Source organism: Ochrobactrum sp. Marseille-Q0166, assembly GCF_014397025.1.
Classification (GTDB): Bacteria; Pseudomonadota; Alphaproteobacteria; order Rhizobiales; family Rhizobiaceae; genus Brucella.
In genome coordinates, this window is record NZ_JACJUO010000001.1 from 394,913 (window position 1) to 413,196 (window position 18,284).

The following is an 18,284-nucleotide window of genomic DNA, read 5'->3' on the forward strand; positions in this document are numbered from 1 at the left end:
CAGAAAGCAGCAGGGCGACGGTATGAACAAAAGATCCAGGATCATAACCATTGCAAACCAGAAGGGTGGCGTTGGCAAGACAACTACTGCCATTAATCTGGCTACCGCATTGGCCGCCATTGGCGAAACTGTGCTGATTGTCGATCTTGATCCGCAGGGTAACGCGAGTACCGGGCTTGGCATTGATCGCCAGAATCGCCCATTATCGTCTTATGATGTGCTGACGCAGGAAGCTTCCGTGAATGAAGCCGCGATGCAGAGCGATGTTCCGAATCTGTACATTGTGCCGTCAACACTCGATTTGCTCGGTATTGAAATGGAAATTGCGCAGGCACCGGATCGTACGCGGCGCTTGCGTGACGCACTGCGTTTTGATTCAGCGGTTGCGGAAAAGTTTTCTTATGTTCTGGTGGATTGTCCACCATCGCTCAATCTTCTAACGCTCAATGCCATGGCAGCGGCAGATTCTGTGATGGTGCCATTGCAGTGCGAATTCTTCGCGCTGGAAGGTCTTAGCCAGTTGCTCCAGACGGTCAACCAGGTACGATCAACGATTAATTCTGAACTAACTATTCAGGGCATTGTGCTCACCATGTTCGATAGCCGCAACAACCTTGCTTCTCAGGTTGTCGAAGACGTTCGCGCTTTTATGGGTGAGAAGGTCTATCGTACTGTTATTCCACGCAATGTGCGTGTTTCAGAAGCGCCATCGCATGGCAAGCCAGCTATTCTGTATGATCTGAAATGTGCTGGCAGTCAGGCGTATTTGCAGCTCGCTTCCGAAGTTATTCAGCGTGAGCGGCAGCTTCAGGCCGCATAATGAGCCAGCATCGCGCTGGCGGTGCTTATATTGATTCGACTACGTAACAATTGCAGGAACTGCCGACGATGAACGACGATCCTTCAAAAAAGCGGCTTGGCCGCGGCTTGGCCGCCCTGATCGGTGAAATCGACCGCCCGGCGGAAGAACGTAAGGTGCCGATTTCGAGTGAGCGTAATGTTCCGATTGAGTTCGTAACACGTAATCCGCGCAATCCACGTCGCATGTTCTCGGAAGTGGAGCTCGAAGATCTCGCGCAGTCGATTAAGGAGCACGGCGTTGTTCAGCCAATTGTTGTGCGTCCTGCACCGGGAGAGCCGGATCGCTTTGAACTCATTGCTGGTGAACGTCGCTGGCGCGCATCGCAGCGTGCAGGCGTGGATACAATCCCAGTCATCATACGCGATGTCGATGATCGCGTGGCGCTTGAGATTGCAATCGTTGAAAACGTACAACGCGCAGATCTCAATGCAGTCGAAGAAGCGCTTGGATATCAACAGCTTATCGACAATCACGATTATACTCAGAATGATCTGGCACAGGTTATCGGCAAAAGCCGCAGCCATGTGGCCAATACGCTGCGTCTTCTGAAACTGCCGCAGCGCGTGCAGGATTTTATTTCTGATGGCGCTTTGTCGGCTGGTCATGCGCGTAGTCTGATCACGATGGAAGATCCGACGGCCCTGGCTGAGCGGGTTGTGAAGGAAGGCCTGTCTGTGCGTCAGGTCGAGGCTCTGTCGCAGGCACGCAACGGTGCTGAGCCAAAACCGGGTAAGAGTGCACCGGTTGAAAAAGATGCTGACACCAAGGCGCTTGAAAAGCTACTATCCGATGTCACAGGCATGAAGGTTGAAATCAATCATCGTGAACGCGGCGGCGATGTCAAAATTCGCTACAGTTCTCTGGAGCAGCTGGACGAGATTTGCCGCCGTCTACAAAGCTAATTGTCTTGCATATGCTTAGACGTAAATCCGTGAAACATTTTATTGTTTCACGGATTTTTCTAACGATTACGCGCCTTAATCAGTGACAAGATGATGATTATCATAAGGATGACGCCGATTAGGACACCAATTGAACTACCCCAAACTAGGCCATAGTTGCCGCCCACCAGCCAGCCGAGGAGGGCGCCAGTCATGAGCAGAAGTACGGAGGGATACAGCCAATCATCACGTTATTCCATTGTGTTACAAGCCGTATCCTGTTGTCCACTCTTGTAGATTTCGTTTCGTTCTATAAACCCGATATTACTTTACAGTGAAATTAGCTCAAGCTCGGAGGAGACCGCTCACAGGCTGTTGATGTGGCGTAAATTATTGAGATATTGCCTCAATATTGAAAGGCCGGGGAGAAACCGCACCATGGAAATGTTTACGCAAATTGTCATTCACACGCCTGTCTATGTTTGGGGTCTGCTTGTTTATCTCGTCATAATGGGGATAAAGGGGCGCGAAACACACACAGTGACCGTATGGAGAATGCTGTTTGTTCCAGCGATCTTCATTGCTGTTGGATTTTTACATTTCGACAGCAATTCCGACCAGTTCAGCGCGTTCGTGACAAGTTGCTTTGCAGGAGTGCTCGTGCTGGCACCTGTTGGATATCTTACTGGGCCGCGCATTCTCGCGGTTGATCGCGAAAACAAAACTATCAAGCTTGCAGGCACGATTTTGCCACTGATCCGAAACCTTATCTTCTTCTGCGCTCAATATGTGCTCGCAGTTTTAAATGCTATCTATCCAGAAGATCAATCAACGCTGGCTTGGATTACAGGGGCTGTGTCAGGCGCATCCGTAGGATACTTCGGTGGATGGCTAATCGCTTTATTTCAATTATATCGAATTAGATAATATAGATAAATTTTGAAAATATAGAAATTTATTCGAATTTATTATTAATTAAAATTATTGTATAAAAAATAATTTTTCTTTATATAATTTAGTATAAATATCAGTTAATTTGCGAATAATTTATTTTTATCATTATTTATCACAATTTTTTAATGATTTAAATATAATGAATAGTTATTCATTTTTCGTCGTTTCATTTTTTTCTATTTTTCCAGCACTCGCCGAGACACCTGTTTATGAGATCCACGGTTCCTTTGGTGGGCTACAGGCTGACGCAGGGAGTATATCTGCGGATGGTAAAGTCATCGGTGTTCGTCGATTAGGGACGAGTGGCGCTTTTGATAAGTCTTATATAATAACGCCGGGCGGAATTATCGATATTGGCGCTGTAAGCGGTTCCAATACAACAACCCTTCTTGCTGTTTCCTCAAACGGCTTAGCTGCAATTGGTAATAGCGGTTTTGATAATTCCGAAATGCGTCCATTCTGGTGGAGCTCGCACACGGGTATCGTAGATATAGGCAGCCTTGGCGGCACGACATCTTATGCGATTGGGGTTTCCGCCGATGGAAATGTCGTGACTGGAAATAGCTTTATATCCGGTAACACTGCCAACCATAGTTTTAGGTGGTCATTGCAGGATGGATTAACCGATCTTGGCACGCTGGGCGGGGAACTGTCGAATTCCAATGCCATTTCAGCGGATGGAAGCACGATAGTCGGTTATAGCAATATTGATAATTCTGAAATTCGGGCTTTCCGCTGGCAACAGGAAACCGGTATGCTGAGTTTAGGCACCTTAAGCGGTAATTATTCAGTTGCACGAGGGGTTTCGGCGGATGGATCTGTGATCGTTGGAGCAAGCGATACATCCACTGGTCAGCTGCGCGCATTTCGCTGGACCGCAGATAGTGGAATGGTCGATATTCACCCTCAAGATAATGATAATTACAGCATAGCTGACCTTGTTTCCAGTGATGGGGCAGTCGTTGTCGGCACTGCAATCTTCAATAGTGGATTTACAGAGGTTTTTCGTTGGACCTCTGCGACTGGCACGGTGAGCTTAAGTTCTTTAGGTGGAGGTATGTCACATGCGTTAGCCATAACGAAGGACGGAAGTGCTATCGTCGGTTATAGTTACAACGCAAATATGGAAACACGTGCGTTTCGGTGGACTGCCGGTGATGGGATGCAGGATCTGGGTACAATAGGCGGAGCGAACTCAGTTGCCTGGGACATTTCAGATGATGGCACGGTGATTGCTGGTACGGCAGAAACTGCAGAAGGCGTTGCGCACGCAACTTTGTGGAAGTTTGCAAAGCCTCACAATGAGCCTGAGCCTGAGCCTGAGCCGGAACCCGGTACTGGTGGGGAGCAGCCTAATGAACCATCGCCGGGGCCGGGCGGGCATATCCCCTCTGTGCCGCCGACAGGTCCTCAAAAACCTGAACCCAATCCGGTCATGATTGATGTCGATCATACTACTCAGACCGTTATGGGATTGGGAGGATTAAGCTTTTCGGCGATAGAAGCCCAGCGTCTTACATTGAACAAGCTGCAAAATTTCTGCGATGTCGAAAGAGCCGCTCAAACCTGCTATTCGCTTTTCACCGATGTCAGTGGTTTCGGCGGTCAGAAGGATTTGCTGACAGGTTTTACACTTGGTCACGGCTTCACCGACAATTTTTCTGCAGGTGTGACCATTGCCCATTCTTTCTGGCGTGATCTGCCGGACGGCTTTGATAGTGGCAGCGACAATTTCGGCGGTGGCATCTTCGCGCAGTGGAAAGACAAGACGGCTATAGGGGATTGGTATATGCGGGCGAGCCTGGCAGCCAATCGCTATGATACCGACATCACGCGGCCAATGTTCGCCTACACGGAAGCTGGAACCGGCGAAAGCAGGTTGCAGGGCTGGAGTACTGCACTGGAACTGGGGCGGACAGACAACCTCAATTTCCATAATGCCCGTCTCGGCTATTATGGCGGTCTGCGCTATAGCAGTCTGTCCATGGATGGCTATACGGAAAGCAATGCGCTGTTTCCGTTCACCTATGGCGACATGAAATATGAGCTGACAACGGCTTATGCGGGTGCAAATTTCACTATGCCGCTGACTGACAGAATCCGATGGTCTATCAATCTCGAAATCGAGCAGGATGTTGCGCACAAGGATCCCGAATTTGACGCCAGAGCCGATTATATCGGCGTATTGACGCTCGATTCCGACTTCTCACATACCAGAGGCTCTGCCTGGACAAGTGTAAGTTACGCCGTCAGCGACACGGTTGAACTTTCATTGACACCCTATGTGACCCGCACCGCATCGCGGGACAATGCGTTTGGTGCCATGGTTCGGCTTTCCGGGAAATTCTGACCAAAAGAAAAGCCCCGCAGCAAGTGAATGCTGCGGGGGTATTTTTGAAGTGTAATGATCTCAACGCCAGCCAAGTTCTGGTGCAACATGCTTCAGGATCGATTCAATGACATGCGCATTGTAGTCTACACCCAACTGGTTTGGCACAGTCAGAAGCAGCGTATCGGCTTCGGCAATGGCCTCGTCCTTTTCGAGTTGTTTGATGAGCTTATCGGGTTCTGCCGCATAAGACCGACCAAAGACAGCTCTCCAATCCTCTTCAATGTAACCAATCGAATCCTGTTCATTACTGCCGCCACCAAAGTAGGCACGATCCCTATCATCCATAAGCGCGAAAATGCTGCGGCTCACTGAAACACGCGGCGTGCGGGTATGCCCGGCTTCTTTCCAAGCTTCGCGATAAGCGCGGATTTGCTTGGCCTGCTGAATATGCAAAGGTTCGCCGCTTTCGTCCTTCTTCAACGTCGAGCTTTGCAGGTTCATGCCAAGCTTTGCTGCCCATATTGCGGTCGCGTCCGAAGCAGCCCCCCACCAGATACGATCCCTCAGCCCTTCCGAATGTGGTTCAATTTTCAGAAGCCCGGGAGGGTTTGGAAACATTGGCCGAGGATTTGGCTGAGCGAAGCCTTCGCCTTTCAGCGCTTCAAAGAACACTTCGCCATGCTTGCGACCCAAATCGGCATCCGTCATGCCTGCTTCCAGCTCATAGCCGAAATGACGCCAGCCATCGATTACCTGTTCAGGCGAACCCCGACTGATACCGAGCTGCAGGCGGCCTTTTGAGATCAGATCCGCAGCACTTGCATCTTCGACCATATAAAGCGGATTTTCATACCGCATATCGATCACGGCAGTGCCGATTTCGATTTTACTGGTTCTGGCACCCACGGCCGCAAGCAATGGAAATGGCGAAGCAAGCTGGCGGGCAAAATGATGCACACGGAAATATGCACTATCGGCACCAAGCTCCTCAGCGGCGACAGCAAGGTCTATCGATTGCAGAAGTGCATCGCTTGCAGAGCGCGTGGCGGACTGAGGCGAAGGTGACCAATGACCGAATGACAGAAAACCTATATTTTTCATGACTATGTTCCTCAGAGCATGATCCAGCGAACGGGAAACAAGATGCGGCAGACCGATGCTTCATACTTTTTTGTGCGGGGCACTTTTCATCTGCTTTGTCAGAATATGGCGGCTTCCGATAGCCATTGAAAGGGCGCTGAACACTGTGTTCATGAAACGGAATATAACCTGCGTGATACTGAGTGCGATGACGACACGTTGACAGTCTATAAGGACCAGATTAAGCCTCAATACAGGGCGGATCCACCTTCAGCTTATAAAGCCGATGCCGCGAGGTAATGCACCAAAACAGGGGAGATTTTCATGCGTTCTATGCTTCTGGCTTTGCTGGCCGCAACTTCTATTGTCACTCACGCACAGGCCAAGGATGTAACAGTTGCCGTTACTGCTATCGTTGAACATCCGGCACTTGATGCTGCGCGCGACGGCGTGAAAGACGCGCTGGGCGAAGCTGGTTTCAAGGAAGGTGAAAACCTTAAATTCGTCTATCAGTCCGCTCAGGGCAATCCAGCAACCGCTGCGCAGATCGCACGCCAGTTCGTTGGTGAAGCTCCAGACGTTATCGTTCCAATTTCCACGCCTTCGGCACAGGCCGTTGTTTCCGCAACACGTGATATTCCGATTGTCTTCACCGCTGTTTCCGACCCGCTTGGCGCACAGCTCGTCAAGGACATGGCAAAGCCGGGCGGCAATGTAACCGGCCTTTCCGACATGTCGCCAGTGGCTGAGCACATCAAGCTCATCAAGGAAGTAATGCCGAACATCAAGAAGCTCGGCTATCTCTACAATTCCGGCGAAACCAATTCCGTGTCGCTTCTGGCAGCACTGAAGGAAGCCGCTTCTGCTGAAGGCATCGAGATCGTTGAATCGGCTGCAACCAAATCGGCAGAAGTTCAAGGCGCAGCCCGCGCGCTCGTTGGCCGTGCAGATGCGATGTATGTGCCGACTGACAACACCATCGTTTCGGCACTTGAAAGTGCTGTCGGTGTGGCTGAAGAAAGCAAGCTGCCGCTCTTCACCGCGGATACGGATTCCGTCAAGCGCGGAGCACTCGCGGCTCTCGGCTTCAACTATTACGACGTTGGTAAGCAGACGGGCGCTGTCGTTGTGAAAATCCTCAATGGCGAAAAGCCTGGCGATATTGCAGTCGATATCGCCAAGGGCACGGACCTCGTCATCAATCTTGCTGCTGCAAAGAAGATGGGCGTCGAGTTCCCGCAGGCTGTTATCGACCGTGCAACCAGCAAGGTCGAATAATTGCAATTTCTATCCTAAAGAAAAGGGTTCTGATGGGATGGACGCCCTCCGACGGCCTTGATGTGGCAGAATGGGTTCGTTGAGCACCATTGAGGAGGATGCGTCCATCCCATCAGAACCCTTGACCTTGCCCCTGGCGTCTTCTGCGAGTCCGTTCGCAAGCTTCGCGCTCGTCTCAAGAATCCGCCATACAGCGTCGAGGACTATCTCGGCACACTGACACAGCAGGGCCTCGTTGCTACGGCGGCCGAGCTCGAAGCGTTCGCCGCTCTCCTATGAACCCTCGTGATCCACAACCGTAGGGATTGCTATCCGCTGTCCTGGGGTCACGCGATCCGAGTGCTACCGTTTCCACATCCATTTCAACAGCATGGCTGTGGAAATGAGGAACCGCGTTGTCGGCTTCCTGGGATCGCATGTCGCCTATGGCAATGACAGTTTCTGCGCGGCAGACCAAGGCAAAGAAGCGGGAGCGAATAGCGTCCATGTTCCATGGCAACCGAGTACCTCTGGCCAATCGCGGTATCGTCTTCAAGTCGCCGACCGAAGTGCTGGCGATGATCCCGTGACCGTGCATGATGTAGATATTAGGGAAGATAACCTGAAGCTAGAAGGCAAGCAGCAAGCGAGCTGGAACGAAATTGCGCACGCCAGCCACTACTTCTTGGGCCCCGCTGAAAGGAAAATGCACGCTTACGGACCAGTGACCGGCACGTGTTGGCCCCTGTGATTACCGCTTCTAAAGAGCCAGACCCTAAAACCAACTGTGCGCTACCCACCCCATCCCAGATGATCCCAACTCAGTCTTGCTAGGGCCGCTTCGGGTTCCGACCTCCCGCAGCTCAAGTCCACGGCGTCCTTCCCTGTTCATATAGTCATGGAAAGCCCGGTAGCGCTTCTCCCAGACAGTGCCGGCGATATGGCCTCGGCCTTATCCCAGTCCGCAGTCTTCACCGAGCCGCGACAATCACGACCGGATTACGGTCCCGTGGTTGCCGCTCCTTGGTCTGGCTCGTGCTGATAAAGGGAAGAAACCGCCCTATGATAAAAAACTACAATTTATTTGACATGTGTAGTTTTAGTACTACTATCCATTTGGAACGACAAAAAGGGGGAACCAACAATGACAACCTTCCATCTAAAAACTGCTGGCTATGCGGCCGCTTTACTCCTCTCCATGGGAGTTGGCGCTCAGGCCGACAACCTGACCGTATATTGCCCCATGTCTGAAGACGACTGCACATCCGTGTTGCAGGCCTTCAAGGATGACACGGGCATCAGTTCTTCGTTTGTTCGTATGGGAGCGGGCGAGGTTCTTGCCCGCATTCGTGCTGAGGCCGCAAATCCGCAAGCGGCCCTCTGGCTTGCGGGGGCCGCAGATCTCTTCATTCAAGGCGCCACTGAAGGTCTCCTCGAGCCCTATGCATCAAAGAACATTACGAACGTCGACGCAAAATTTCTTAGTCCGGATAATGCTTGGACGCCGATTGCCGTTTCGCCCGTAGCCTTCTTTTACAATCCCGATTATCTAAAAAGGCTCGGGAAGGAGCCGCCGACAAGCTGGAAGGACTTTTCCGATCCCGCTTACAAAAGCGCCATCGTGCTGACCCACCCAGCCTCCTCCGGCACTGCCTTTGTCGTCCTGTCAACGCTCGTGCAGATCTACGGAGAGGATGAGGCATTCCAGATTCTCAAGGCAATCGATGGCAACGTCCTGCAATATGCCCGCTCGGCAGGCAGCCTGACGCAAATGGTCGCCAGTGGCGAGGTGGCAATCTCTATGGCCTACACGCACGGGCTGGAAGTGGCGATCAAGCAGGGGTATCCAGTCAAGGTGTCTTTTCCAGAAGAGGGCACGGGGTACGAACTAAACTCTGCCGCCCTCATTGCGAATGCGCCAGCAGACCAGCGCGATGCCGCTAAAGCCTTCCTTGACTGGGCAGTCTCGGAGAAAGGTCAGCATGCGCTTGGAGTCACGCATCGTGAGGCGGTGGTCGCTGGCATCTCCAACCCCGATCTCCAGATCAACACAAGTTCGGTCAAGCTGATCCGCTACAATTCCGAGTGGGCTGGGAAGAGCCGCGCCGCTCTTCTCGAACGCTACGAAAAAGACGTGCGCAACGCCTCAGCGGCAAAATAATAGGAAGTATTCATCCGGCGCGGAATGCGGTGTGTGTCTCGATGCGATCACGTCTCGCCCGTGCCGATGTCAATCCCGTTCTGACTGTCTTTCCCACGAGGAGAAAACCTGTGGCCCATGAAACGGTTCACCGACGGCTATCCGATTCAAGAGGAAAAATTCTCGCAGATCCTTGGCTTTTCGGTATTTTCCTGCTTTTGACGGCGTCTGTGCTCCTCTTTGCCGTCCTGCCGGTTCTTAGCGTATTACGGTTGGCTGTAACGACGGGAGAGGGCTCGGTTGCCCAGCTTCTCCTTCACCGCCTGCGCGCTCCCCTTCTGTGGAGGACACTTGGTAACACCCTTCTGTTGGGGGTGGCGTCCGCCGTTGTCTCGACCATTGTTGGCTTCATTCTGGCCTTTGCGTTAACCCGCACCAACTTGCGGGGAAAAGCCTTCATTCATCTCATCGCGCTATTGCCGATCATTTCCCCGCCTTTCGTAATAGCTCTTTCGATGATCCTTCTATTCGGGCGCAGCGGCCTCGTAACCAAAGAGCTTCTGGGAATTATGGGGGCGAATGTCTTCGGCTTCCACAGCCTGCTGTTCATCCAGGTGCTGGCGTTCACGCCAATTGCGTATCTGAACATGCGTGGCATGCTGATGGCGATCGACAGCACTCTCGAGGATGCTGCAGCCGTGCTCGGAAGCTCGCAATGGATGATCTTCTCGAAAATCACGCTGCCCCTCTCCGTGCCAGCGATTCTCAGTTCCATGCTACTGGTTTTCGTCAAGTCCATCGAGGATTTCGGCAACCCTCTCGTTATCGGCGGAACGTTCAGCACGCTGGCAGTGGAAGCGTATTCGCAGTTCATCGGCTATTTCAATGTCGGTGTCGGCGCCATGTTCGCCAGTATTTTGCTCTTTCCGTCACTGCTCGCCTTCATGATCCATCGGTACTGGATTAGCGCCCGCAGTTACGTGACCGTGACGGGTAAGCCCGCCGCTCAGTCCATTAGACTCGTGAGTCCGCTCCTCGTCGGGCCGCTCGGGTTGTTCTGCTACGCTTTCGTCGGCCTGATCCTGGCGCTGTACGGCACGGTCGTCGCGATCTCCTTCACCCATATACCCGGAATCGACTGGTCTTTCACCACGGAACATTACACGCGTGTGTTCACTGCGGGATTGCGGCCGCTGTGGAACTCGATGACCCTGGCGGGCGTTGCCACCCCGGTAACAGTATTCGGTGGCATCGCCATTGCCTATATTCTCACCCGCTGCTCGTTTGCAGGCAGCGCTCTGCTACGCTGGGGTACGCTGATTTCGTTTGCCGCACCGGGCACGATCATCGGCATCGGTTATGTCTCGCTATTTAACACGCCGCCTCTGGTTTTGACCGGTACCGCCCTGATCATAGTCGCAGCCATCGTCGTCAAGACGCTTCAGGTCGGTATCGAGGCCGGCTCCAACCAGCTCAGGCAGATCGATCCGGCAATGGATGAAGCGGCCCTGACACTCGGTGCATCTCGCATGAGAACCATCGGAAAGATCACCTTGCCTTTGCTCAAACCGGCGATCTTCACCGCCACGGCCTATGCCTTCACGCGGTCCCTCACGACATTAAGTGCCGTCATCTTCCTCGTTTCAGCCAACTGGACGCTGATCACGGTTACCATCCTCAATCAGGTCGAAACATTGCGCATGGGGCTTGCTGCCGCCTACAGCGTCGTTCTCATCGCCATCGTGCTCGCCCTTCTCGGGGCCCTGCAGATAGTGATGGGCCGAACCACCTACAACGACAGGTAAAGCCATGACGCGGGTCATTCTCGAGAATATCGACAAGATTTATGCCGGACGCCACGGGGCCGCCGGTCCCCATGCGGTCCGGGGGATTAACCTGACGATTGGAAGCGGTCAGCTCGTGACACTGCTTGGCCCGTCCGGTTGCGGAAAGACAACCACGCTGCGCATGCTGGCGGGCTTTGAAACTCCCACTTCCGGGCGAATCTTTATCGATGACCAAGATATAACCAACAAACCGGTTAACCAGCGCGGCATCGGAATGGTTTTCCAGAGCTATGCGCTCTTTCCGCATATGAGTGTCCGTGAAAACATCAGCTTCGGCCTCAATGTCCAGCAACTGTCCCGGGATGAAATCCACAGCCGGGTCGAGGATGTTATGGACATTATGGCGCTTCGGCGCTTTGCCGATAATGCGCCCGCTCAGCTATCTGGTGGACAGCAGCAGCGCGTGGCGCTGGCGCGGACGGTCGTGACTCGGCCCCGGGTACTGCTGTTCGATGAACCGCTGTCCAACCTCGACGCCCAGTTGCGCGAGCGCATGCGCGACGAGTTGCGCATGCTTCAGCAGCGCCTCGGTATCACCAGTCTCTACGTCACGCATGATCAGAACGAGGCCATGGCGATTTCGGACCGGGTGATCGTCATGAACGGCGGCGTTATCGAACAGGACGACGCGCCGACGAATATCTATGCTCGGCCCGCGACAGCCTTCGTCGCCGAATTCATGGGCAAGGCCAACATCCTCAAAGCCGCGGTTGAAACGACCGAAGAGGATAGACCGGGCGTTCGCATCGGAGGAGCGATGCTGCAATTGGACTGGCCGGGCCACACGCTGCGGGCGGGTGAGACGATCGATTGCGTGATCCGGCCCGAGCAGATCTCCATCGACCCCACCGGACCCGTCGAAACCTCTGTTGAACGCGTCGTCTATCAGGGCGCCTATGTTGAATATGGTGTGAGTATCGACGGTCAGCCTTGTAACGTCATCGACTATCGCTACCACGCCAACGGGATCCGCTCGCCTGGGGAAACTTTACGTCTCGGCTTTGGCGCAAGTACGCCGTGGCCTCTAGGGCCGACGAAAAGGCACGTTCACACATGAATACAGCGTTCGAAACTTTGGTTACGACAACCGCCATCCTTGCGGCTAGAACAGCCGGTGCGGCAATCCGCGACGCCTTTCTTGCGGCTGAAGGCGGCGCCAAAATTGCGATAGAAAACAAGACCAGCTACGCCGATATCGTTACCGAAGTCGACCGGGAAGCGGAAGGTATTATCGGCCGCCTTATCTTTGAAGGTGTTCCTCAATCACGAATACTAGGTGAGGAGCAAGGGTGGCAGGGCGCCTCCGACGAGGCGGTGACATGGTATGTGGACCCGATCGACGGCACGAGCAATTTTGCCTCGGGCCTCCCCATCTTCTGTGTCTCGATCGCTGCCTTTACGAACTACGGAAGACCCTTGTGCGGCGTCATCTTTGACCCGATGCGCGATGAGATGTTTGTGGCCAGCGGGGGGGAGCTGACCCTGAATGGCGTGCGGCTAGGTTTAAACGTCAGGGCGCGCTCGGATCGTGACGCGGAATTGCTGACCAATCTTCCTAGGGAGGGAAAATACCCCACATCTTCCGAGTTGGAAACCTTCGCTCGCCTAGTCGAAGCCTTCCGCGCCGTGCGCCGGATCGGCTCTTCAGCGCTGCAACTGGCTTACGTGGCCGTGGGGCGCGCCGCAATCGGTTACGACGAAGGCTGCGGTCCTTGGGACATCGCAGCGGGATTGTCGCTGGTGCAGGCGAGCGGGGGACAGATCGTTGCCTGGAATGAGAACGGCGAATGGCTTCCAGCACCGCTCACAAATCCCGCCGCCATCTCCAAACTGGTCGTGGCAAACGCTCATTTCGACATCGAAAATTCCTCCGTGCTCGGTTCAGGCAACGAACGTTTGCGGGTTAGGGGGGGGGCCTGATATGAAGGACGCATTATGGGCAAGGAATGAAGACGAACAGATGCTTGGCTTGATCAGGGGATCGTTGAACCAGTTCACCGCCGCGGAACGCAAGGTCGCAGAAACGATACTCGCCAACCCACAGGCTGCGATTGCTTGGTCGATCAATGATGCGGCCCGCTTCTCCCAGGTTAGCGAGCCGTCGATCATGCGGTTTTGTCGGCGGATGGGATTCGATGGCTATTCCGATTTCCGCATGAGGCTCGCTCAGGCGCTCGCCGTCATCACTCAGGAAACCCGGCAAAAGCCCTCCGATGAAGAGGATCCGATTACTTCGGCCATTCTGTCCCACTGCAACACGGCAATCGAATCTATCAACGATCTGAGCATGGACATAGACAGCGAAGCGATCGGCCGCGCTGTAGGGATTCTCACCGCATCGAACCGTGTTGATGTCTATGGACATGGCGGATCCGGCTTTCTAGCTGCTGAAGCGCAGCACCGTTTCGCCTTTCTCGGAATTGCCAGCGTCGCCTATTCTGACCCTGCACTCCAGATGGTTTCCGCGCTAGCTCTCTCACCAGGTGATACCGTTTTCGCCCTGTCCTTTTCGGGTGTGACAACCCATCTCATGCCGAATCTTGAACTTGCGCGCAACGCCGGGGCATCAATCGTTTCACTGGCACCCTCGGAATCGGCAATCGCACGCATGGCCAACGTCAACATTGCCATCAACGCTTATCGCCATTCGACGACGACCAGCTTTCTGCCGAACGAACGGGTGTCGATGTATGTGATGCTGGATGCGATCATGGCGCTGGTCAATGCCCGCAGAAAGCAACGCTCTAGAGGTCAGGGGAACGATCCGTTCGTTACGACATGATGCGCCGGGCCTAACGGCGTCATAAACTCCATTTCAGCGCAACTGGGAGGCTCACTTGGGTCACAAGATCATTATCGACACAGATCCCGGCCAAGACGATGCTCTGGCACTGTTGCTGGCCTTCGCCAGCCCGGAAATCGAAGTGCTTGGGGTGACGACGGTAGCAGGCAATATTCCGCTCGAACTCACACAAAAGAATGCCCGTAAAATCTGCGAGCTTGCAGGTCGATCAGGCATTAGGGTTTTTGCCGGCAGCGCCAGACCCATGGTCCGCGACCTCGTTACGGCGGAGTATGTTCATGGCCCGAGTGGTCTCGACGGCTACGATCTTCCCGATCCGCTAATGCAACTGCAATCGCAACATGCGGTGGATTTCATTGTCGACACGCTCATGGCTGCCGCGCGCGAAACCGTGACTCTATGTCCACTTGGTCCCTTGACGAATATCGGGACGGCTCTTCAGAAGGAGCCGCGCATCGTAAACGGAATCCGTGAGATTGTCCTGATGGGGGGAGGCTGTTTCGAAGGGGGCAACATCACGCCGTCGGCGGAATTCAATATCTATGTCGATCCGCATGCCGCCGACATCGTCATGCGCTCCGGCGTCCCTATCGTCATGATGCCACTCGATGTGACCCACAAGACCCTTACCACCGCGCAACGTATCTCCGCCATCCGATCCATTGGAGGGCGGATCGGTGACGCCGCGGCCGGGTGGCTCGAATTCTTTGAACGGTTCGACGAATCCAAATACGGCACTGATGGAGCCCCGCTCCACGACCCCAACGTCATCGCATATCTTATCAAACCAAGCCTATATTCCGGCCGCATGTGCAATGTTGAGATTGAACTCGGTTCACCACTCACGCTTGGGCAAACCGTTGTCGACTGGTGGGGCGTGACCGAACACACGAAGAATGCCCTCTTCATCCGCAACGTGGATGCGGACGGGTTCTTCGAATTGCTGGTGAAAAGGCTCCGCGAGCTGGTCTGATTGCATTCACGTCCCCAAACCTTCGGTAGCAGCTTGCAATATCCCGACGATTAGCTCATTCGTAAGTAGGACAGAATTGTGGGAGCCAAGTCACTCAATCGGTTCAAGGCAAACTCCGGACTTCCGGCGGATCGGGGAAATCAAGAGCGGTTCGAGCTTGCTGCTCAGGCACGAGAGCAGTGCTTCACATCTTCAGTTGAAGTCGCCTCATGTGTCGTCGACCACGAACTGCGTTACCTCGAAGTTGGGGAGAGATACGCAAAACTATTCGGTGAAAGTGCTGCCGCGATGATCGGCGGGAACATGCAGGATTTCTCGGACGGCGAGCATATAAGAGCCGCCAGGCGCTATTTTCTGGTGTTCGAGAGCGGATGGACTGTTCCCGACCATCAGCTGCTTTTTGAGCAACGTATTTTGCGTGTCTCGGTAAATCCGCTGAAACACTTCGCGACTGGAGAAGTGCGAGCGATAGCGGTTTCGATGACCGACGTAACGAGCTCGCAAAGATTCGTCGCAGACCTCGCTCCGGAGCCGCCAAAGGCTCAGGTTGATCATTCGAGCTTACCTCGTCGCGACTTACTGGCCGAGAATGTGGAAGACGCAGATGTCGGACAGAAACCAAACGGACATAAGTTTATACCTGCGCAGCAGAAGAAGATACTAGCCTATGTGAATTCACGGCTCAGCCAACCGATTACTGTTAGAGAGCTGTCCGCCTTGGTAAATCTGAGCGCTTCCCATTTCAGTCGTAAGTTTAAACTGACTTTTGGCGACCCACCCTGCACGTGGTTACTCAGTCGCAGGCTAAAACACGCCAGAAAGCTGATTGCAGAAGATGAAGCGCCTCTGAAAGTAATTGCCGCAGAGGCCGGTTTTGCAGACCAAAGTCATATGACGCGCGCATTCCAGAGCTTCGTCGGATTAACACCCGGCAGCTATCGGCAGCAGCTTGCACTGCCTAGCAACGACAGAGATCTGGCAAAATCTGGTCGCGTTTAAAGGTGTACACGCCGTCGGTGTTGTAGAGATCTGAACGTTTATGCAAGCTTATGATGGCGGCGGAGGCAGACGAGGCCCATGCACCTTTGTCCCTGTTTAGCGCCTTTCGCATAGTGAGCAGAGCTTGTAGACTACGGCCTGCGGAATGCTGGCGCTCCCCTCGTTGCATATCGCGGCGCAACGCGGCGTTTCGTTAACCAGCATGTGTCTTCTAATCGTTCGCTCCGAAACATTTAAAGTTCGAGCAACGGTCTTCAGTTCCATTCTCTGGCAGTGGATTGCGCATCGTGCTCGTTGCATGAGGTCTTCAGACAACGCCTTCGGTCGTCCAACCTGAACGCCACGCCTCTTTGCGGCAGCAATTCCTTCTCTCGTCCTTTCACTGATAAGCGAACGTTCAAACTCTGCTAGAGCTGCCATCATATGGAACATAAGCTTCCCACCGGAAGAGGCTGTATCAATGTTCTCAGTGATAGAACAAAAGTTGACGCCACGTTTGCCTAGCTGCTCCATAAGATAAACGAGCCCCGAAAGTGAGCGGCCCAACCGGTCGAGACGCCACACGACTAAAGTTTTGCCCGGCTTGAGAATGGCCATGGCAGCTTCGAGCCCGCTACGATTGAAATTTGCGCCGGATTCTCCGTGGTCGGTAAAGATCTCGTCGCATCCAATTTTCTTTAAGGCATGGATCTGTAAGTCCATTTTTTGTTCTTCGGTCGATACCCGGGCGTATCCGACTTTCATATTTTCTACACCTTGCGGAGAGCCTGACGGATGGCGGAGTACGGGGTCGTCTAGCCGCTCGATAAAATTATCAAAGTAACTAAAACAACCACCGCGAGAGTGTTGACAAAAACGGTCCTTTCTGTCGCCCAGCAGAAAACCCGGAGCGGCAAAAAAATAATCCAATGTTTTCAATGCCAACGCATTGTGTGCGATTGGCAAATCAGGCATGGTCATGAATATGTCGAAAACGACCGTTTTTGTCGCGCGTTTTTCCAATAAAATTCAATACCTTAGCGATCGTTAGCTCGTTGTCGCCCACTGATGAAGAGGGTGCGCCTCTTGGGGAGAATTCTGGCGCTTATAGTGCGGCTCAGGAAGGCGAAAGCGGCGACGTCGATCCTGATGGGCGCGGCGGGGCGGTCATCGTTTCAATGGGCCTTGGTGGTATTTCGGGCCTGATTGTGGGGCTTCTTTGCCGAGGAGAGCTTTTGCTTTCTGGAGTTGTCTGCTCCGTGGCCGTCTTCTGTGGCTTGGCGGGCTGGTGGGCAAGGGGTTTGCGATGACATCTTCAACACCTGAGATAAGCGGAGCGCCTCAAGAGCGCGCGGCAGGCGCGGCTACCCGCATCAGCATTCGTACTCTTTCGTCAGTTGCTGGAGATCATTCGTGCGGAATGGATTCCGGAGAACGCCGTGAACGCTTGAGCACAATCGGAGACGAGCTTAATCTTCTCACAGCTTATCGCATCGAAGCCGGCTCGGCATTTGCGTATCTTCGCGATTGTGGCGAACTGGCGCTGGTGCTAGGTGAGGCAATCGGCCTTGCTCTAAGTATCGAGATCGACGCGGGTTCTGGTCTATTCATTCTCTACGACGAGAGCGGACATAACGGCTGCACAATTGCTGCTGCCAGTATCGAGCGTCTGATCGATCAGGTCATCAGCATCGCCTCGACAGCCGCGAGTGAACTTACGCCGCGCACAATGGATGCCGCCATCGACGTCCTAGTTGGTCGAGCCATTGACGAGGTTGAGCGACGTCTCATCCTCGCACAATTCTTTACTTTGACTTTGATATCGCGCGCTCGGCCTTTGCACTCGGCCTCACGAAAGACTCACTTGGAGAGAAATTACATTCCTATTTGGCTGCGCGTTCCACACAGGAAACCAAGTTGGAGGATGCGCAGTGATCCCAACAATCTCGCCGAATATTGCGCGGGCTCTATCGCAGGCCGGAGGATGGCCTCGATGACAATGATGTTAAGAGTTATCATTAGGTATTCCGTCAACCGGTTTCGGCACCTCGCGTCATGGACACGATCCTACGACCTAGTGCCATTCGATAGAGCTCGATCTCCGGCAGGGTTCTTTAAATTTCCGAAATTGTGGGCTGCGCACCTGAGCTGTGTGGCAGCGTGAGAAGGATCGTACG

Annotated in this window: 17 protein-coding genes; 15 read left to right on the plus strand and 2 right to left on the minus strand. The window is 53.7% G+C overall.

Annotated elements, in window-relative coordinates:
* Positions 1-22: 22 nt before the first annotated feature.
* From H5024_RS01840 to H5024_RS01855, 4 genes are all read left to right on the plus strand, one after another.
* Positions 23-820, plus strand: a complete 798-nt coding sequence (locus tag H5024_RS01840) for a ParA family protein (RefSeq protein WP_187543759.1) — start codon at positions 23-25, stop codon at positions 818-820.
* A gap of 68 nt (positions 821-888) precedes the next feature.
* Positions 889-1,764, plus strand: coding sequence for a ParB/RepB/Spo0J family partition protein (locus H5024_RS01845; RefSeq protein WP_187543760.1), 876 nt, complete (start codon positions 889-891; stop codon positions 1,762-1,764).
* 417 nt (positions 1,765-2,181) lie between these two features.
* Positions 2,182-2,670 carry a hypothetical protein gene (locus H5024_RS01850; protein WP_187543761.1) on the plus strand — a complete coding sequence of 163 codons (489 nt, stop codon included), beginning with the start codon at positions 2,182-2,184 and terminating at the stop codon, positions 2,668-2,670.
* A 166-nt stretch (positions 2,671-2,836) separates the two neighbouring features.
* Complete coding sequence (locus H5024_RS01855) at positions 2,837-5,047, plus strand: autotransporter domain-containing protein (RefSeq protein WP_187543762.1); 2,211 nt, start codon at positions 2,837-2,839, stop codon at positions 5,045-5,047.
* A gap of 60 nt (positions 5,048-5,107) precedes the next feature.
* On the opposite strand, the gene H5024_RS01860 is transcribed toward H5024_RS01855, so the two are convergent.
* Positions 5,108-6,130 (minus strand): LLM class flavin-dependent oxidoreductase, encoded by a 1,023-nt coding sequence (locus tag H5024_RS01860; protein ID WP_187543763.1) that lies wholly within the window; start codon positions 6,128-6,130, stop codon positions 5,108-5,110.
* Between the two features lie 303 nt (positions 6,131-6,433).
* Between H5024_RS01860 and H5024_RS01865 the strand changes: the two genes are divergently transcribed.
* From H5024_RS01865 to H5024_RS21590, 9 genes are all read left to right on the plus strand, one after another.
* Entirely contained in the window at positions 6,434-7,387 is a 954-nt protein-coding gene (locus H5024_RS01865) for an ABC transporter substrate-binding protein (RefSeq protein ID WP_187543764.1), read from the plus strand.
* Between the two features lie 395 nt (positions 7,388-7,782).
* Entirely contained in the window at positions 7,783-7,956 is a 174-nt protein-coding gene (locus H5024_RS01870) for a hypothetical protein (protein WP_187543765.1), read from the plus strand.
* 554 nt (positions 7,957-8,510) lie between these two features.
* Complete coding sequence (locus H5024_RS01875) at positions 8,511-9,527, plus strand: ABC transporter substrate-binding protein (protein ID WP_210309578.1); 1,017 nt, start codon at positions 8,511-8,513, stop codon at positions 9,525-9,527.
* A 110-nt stretch (positions 9,528-9,637) separates the two neighbouring features.
* Positions 9,638-11,311 carry an iron ABC transporter permease gene (locus H5024_RS01880; protein ID WP_210309579.1) on the plus strand — a complete coding sequence of 558 codons (1,674 nt, stop codon included), beginning with the start codon at positions 9,638-9,640 and terminating at the stop codon, positions 11,309-11,311.
* Positions 11,312-11,315: 4 nt separating this feature from the next.
* Positions 11,316-12,410: an ABC transporter ATP-binding protein gene (locus tag H5024_RS01885; RefSeq protein ID WP_187543767.1), complete on the plus strand. Its 1,095-nt coding sequence runs from the start codon at positions 11,316-11,318 to the stop codon at positions 12,408-12,410.
* Positions 12,407-13,273, plus strand: coding sequence for an inositol monophosphatase family protein (locus H5024_RS01890; protein ID WP_187543768.1), 867 nt, complete (start codon positions 12,407-12,409; stop codon positions 13,271-13,273). Before H5024_RS01885 ends, H5024_RS01890 begins: the two co-directional genes overlap by 4 nt.
* A gap of 1 nt (position 13,274) precedes the next feature.
* Positions 13,275-14,135, plus strand: coding sequence for a MurR/RpiR family transcriptional regulator (locus tag H5024_RS01895; RefSeq protein WP_187543769.1), 861 nt, complete (start codon positions 13,275-13,277; stop codon positions 14,133-14,135).
* 55 nt (positions 14,136-14,190) lie between these two features.
* Positions 14,191-15,129: a nucleoside hydrolase gene (locus H5024_RS01900; protein ID WP_187543770.1), complete on the plus strand. Its 939-nt coding sequence runs from the start codon at positions 14,191-14,193 to the stop codon at positions 15,127-15,129.
* A gap of 78 nt (positions 15,130-15,207) precedes the next feature.
* Positions 15,208-16,128 carry a helix-turn-helix domain-containing protein gene (locus H5024_RS21590; protein WP_187543771.1) on the plus strand — a complete coding sequence of 307 codons (921 nt, stop codon included), beginning with the start codon at positions 15,208-15,210 and terminating at the stop codon, positions 16,126-16,128.
* A gap of 96 nt (positions 16,129-16,224) precedes the next feature.
* On the opposite strand, the gene H5024_RS01910 is transcribed toward H5024_RS21590, so the two are convergent.
* On the minus strand, positions 16,225-17,130 hold the full coding sequence (locus H5024_RS01910; RefSeq protein WP_247875199.1) for a recombinase family protein: 906 nt from the start codon (positions 17,128-17,130) through the stop codon (positions 16,225-16,227).
* A 32-nt stretch (positions 17,131-17,162) separates the two neighbouring features.
* Here H5024_RS01910 and H5024_RS01915 point away from each other — a divergent pair, with 32 nt between their 5' ends.
* Complete coding sequence (locus tag H5024_RS01915; RefSeq protein ID WP_187543772.1) at positions 17,163-17,417, plus strand: hypothetical protein; 255 nt, start codon at positions 17,163-17,165, stop codon at positions 17,415-17,417.
* Entirely contained in the window at positions 17,414-18,271 is an 858-nt protein-coding gene (locus H5024_RS01920; protein WP_187543773.1) for a hypothetical protein, read from the plus strand. The genes H5024_RS01915 and H5024_RS01920 overlap by 4 nt, the downstream gene beginning before the upstream one ends.
* The last annotated feature ends 13 nt before the right edge of the window (positions 18,272-18,284 follow it).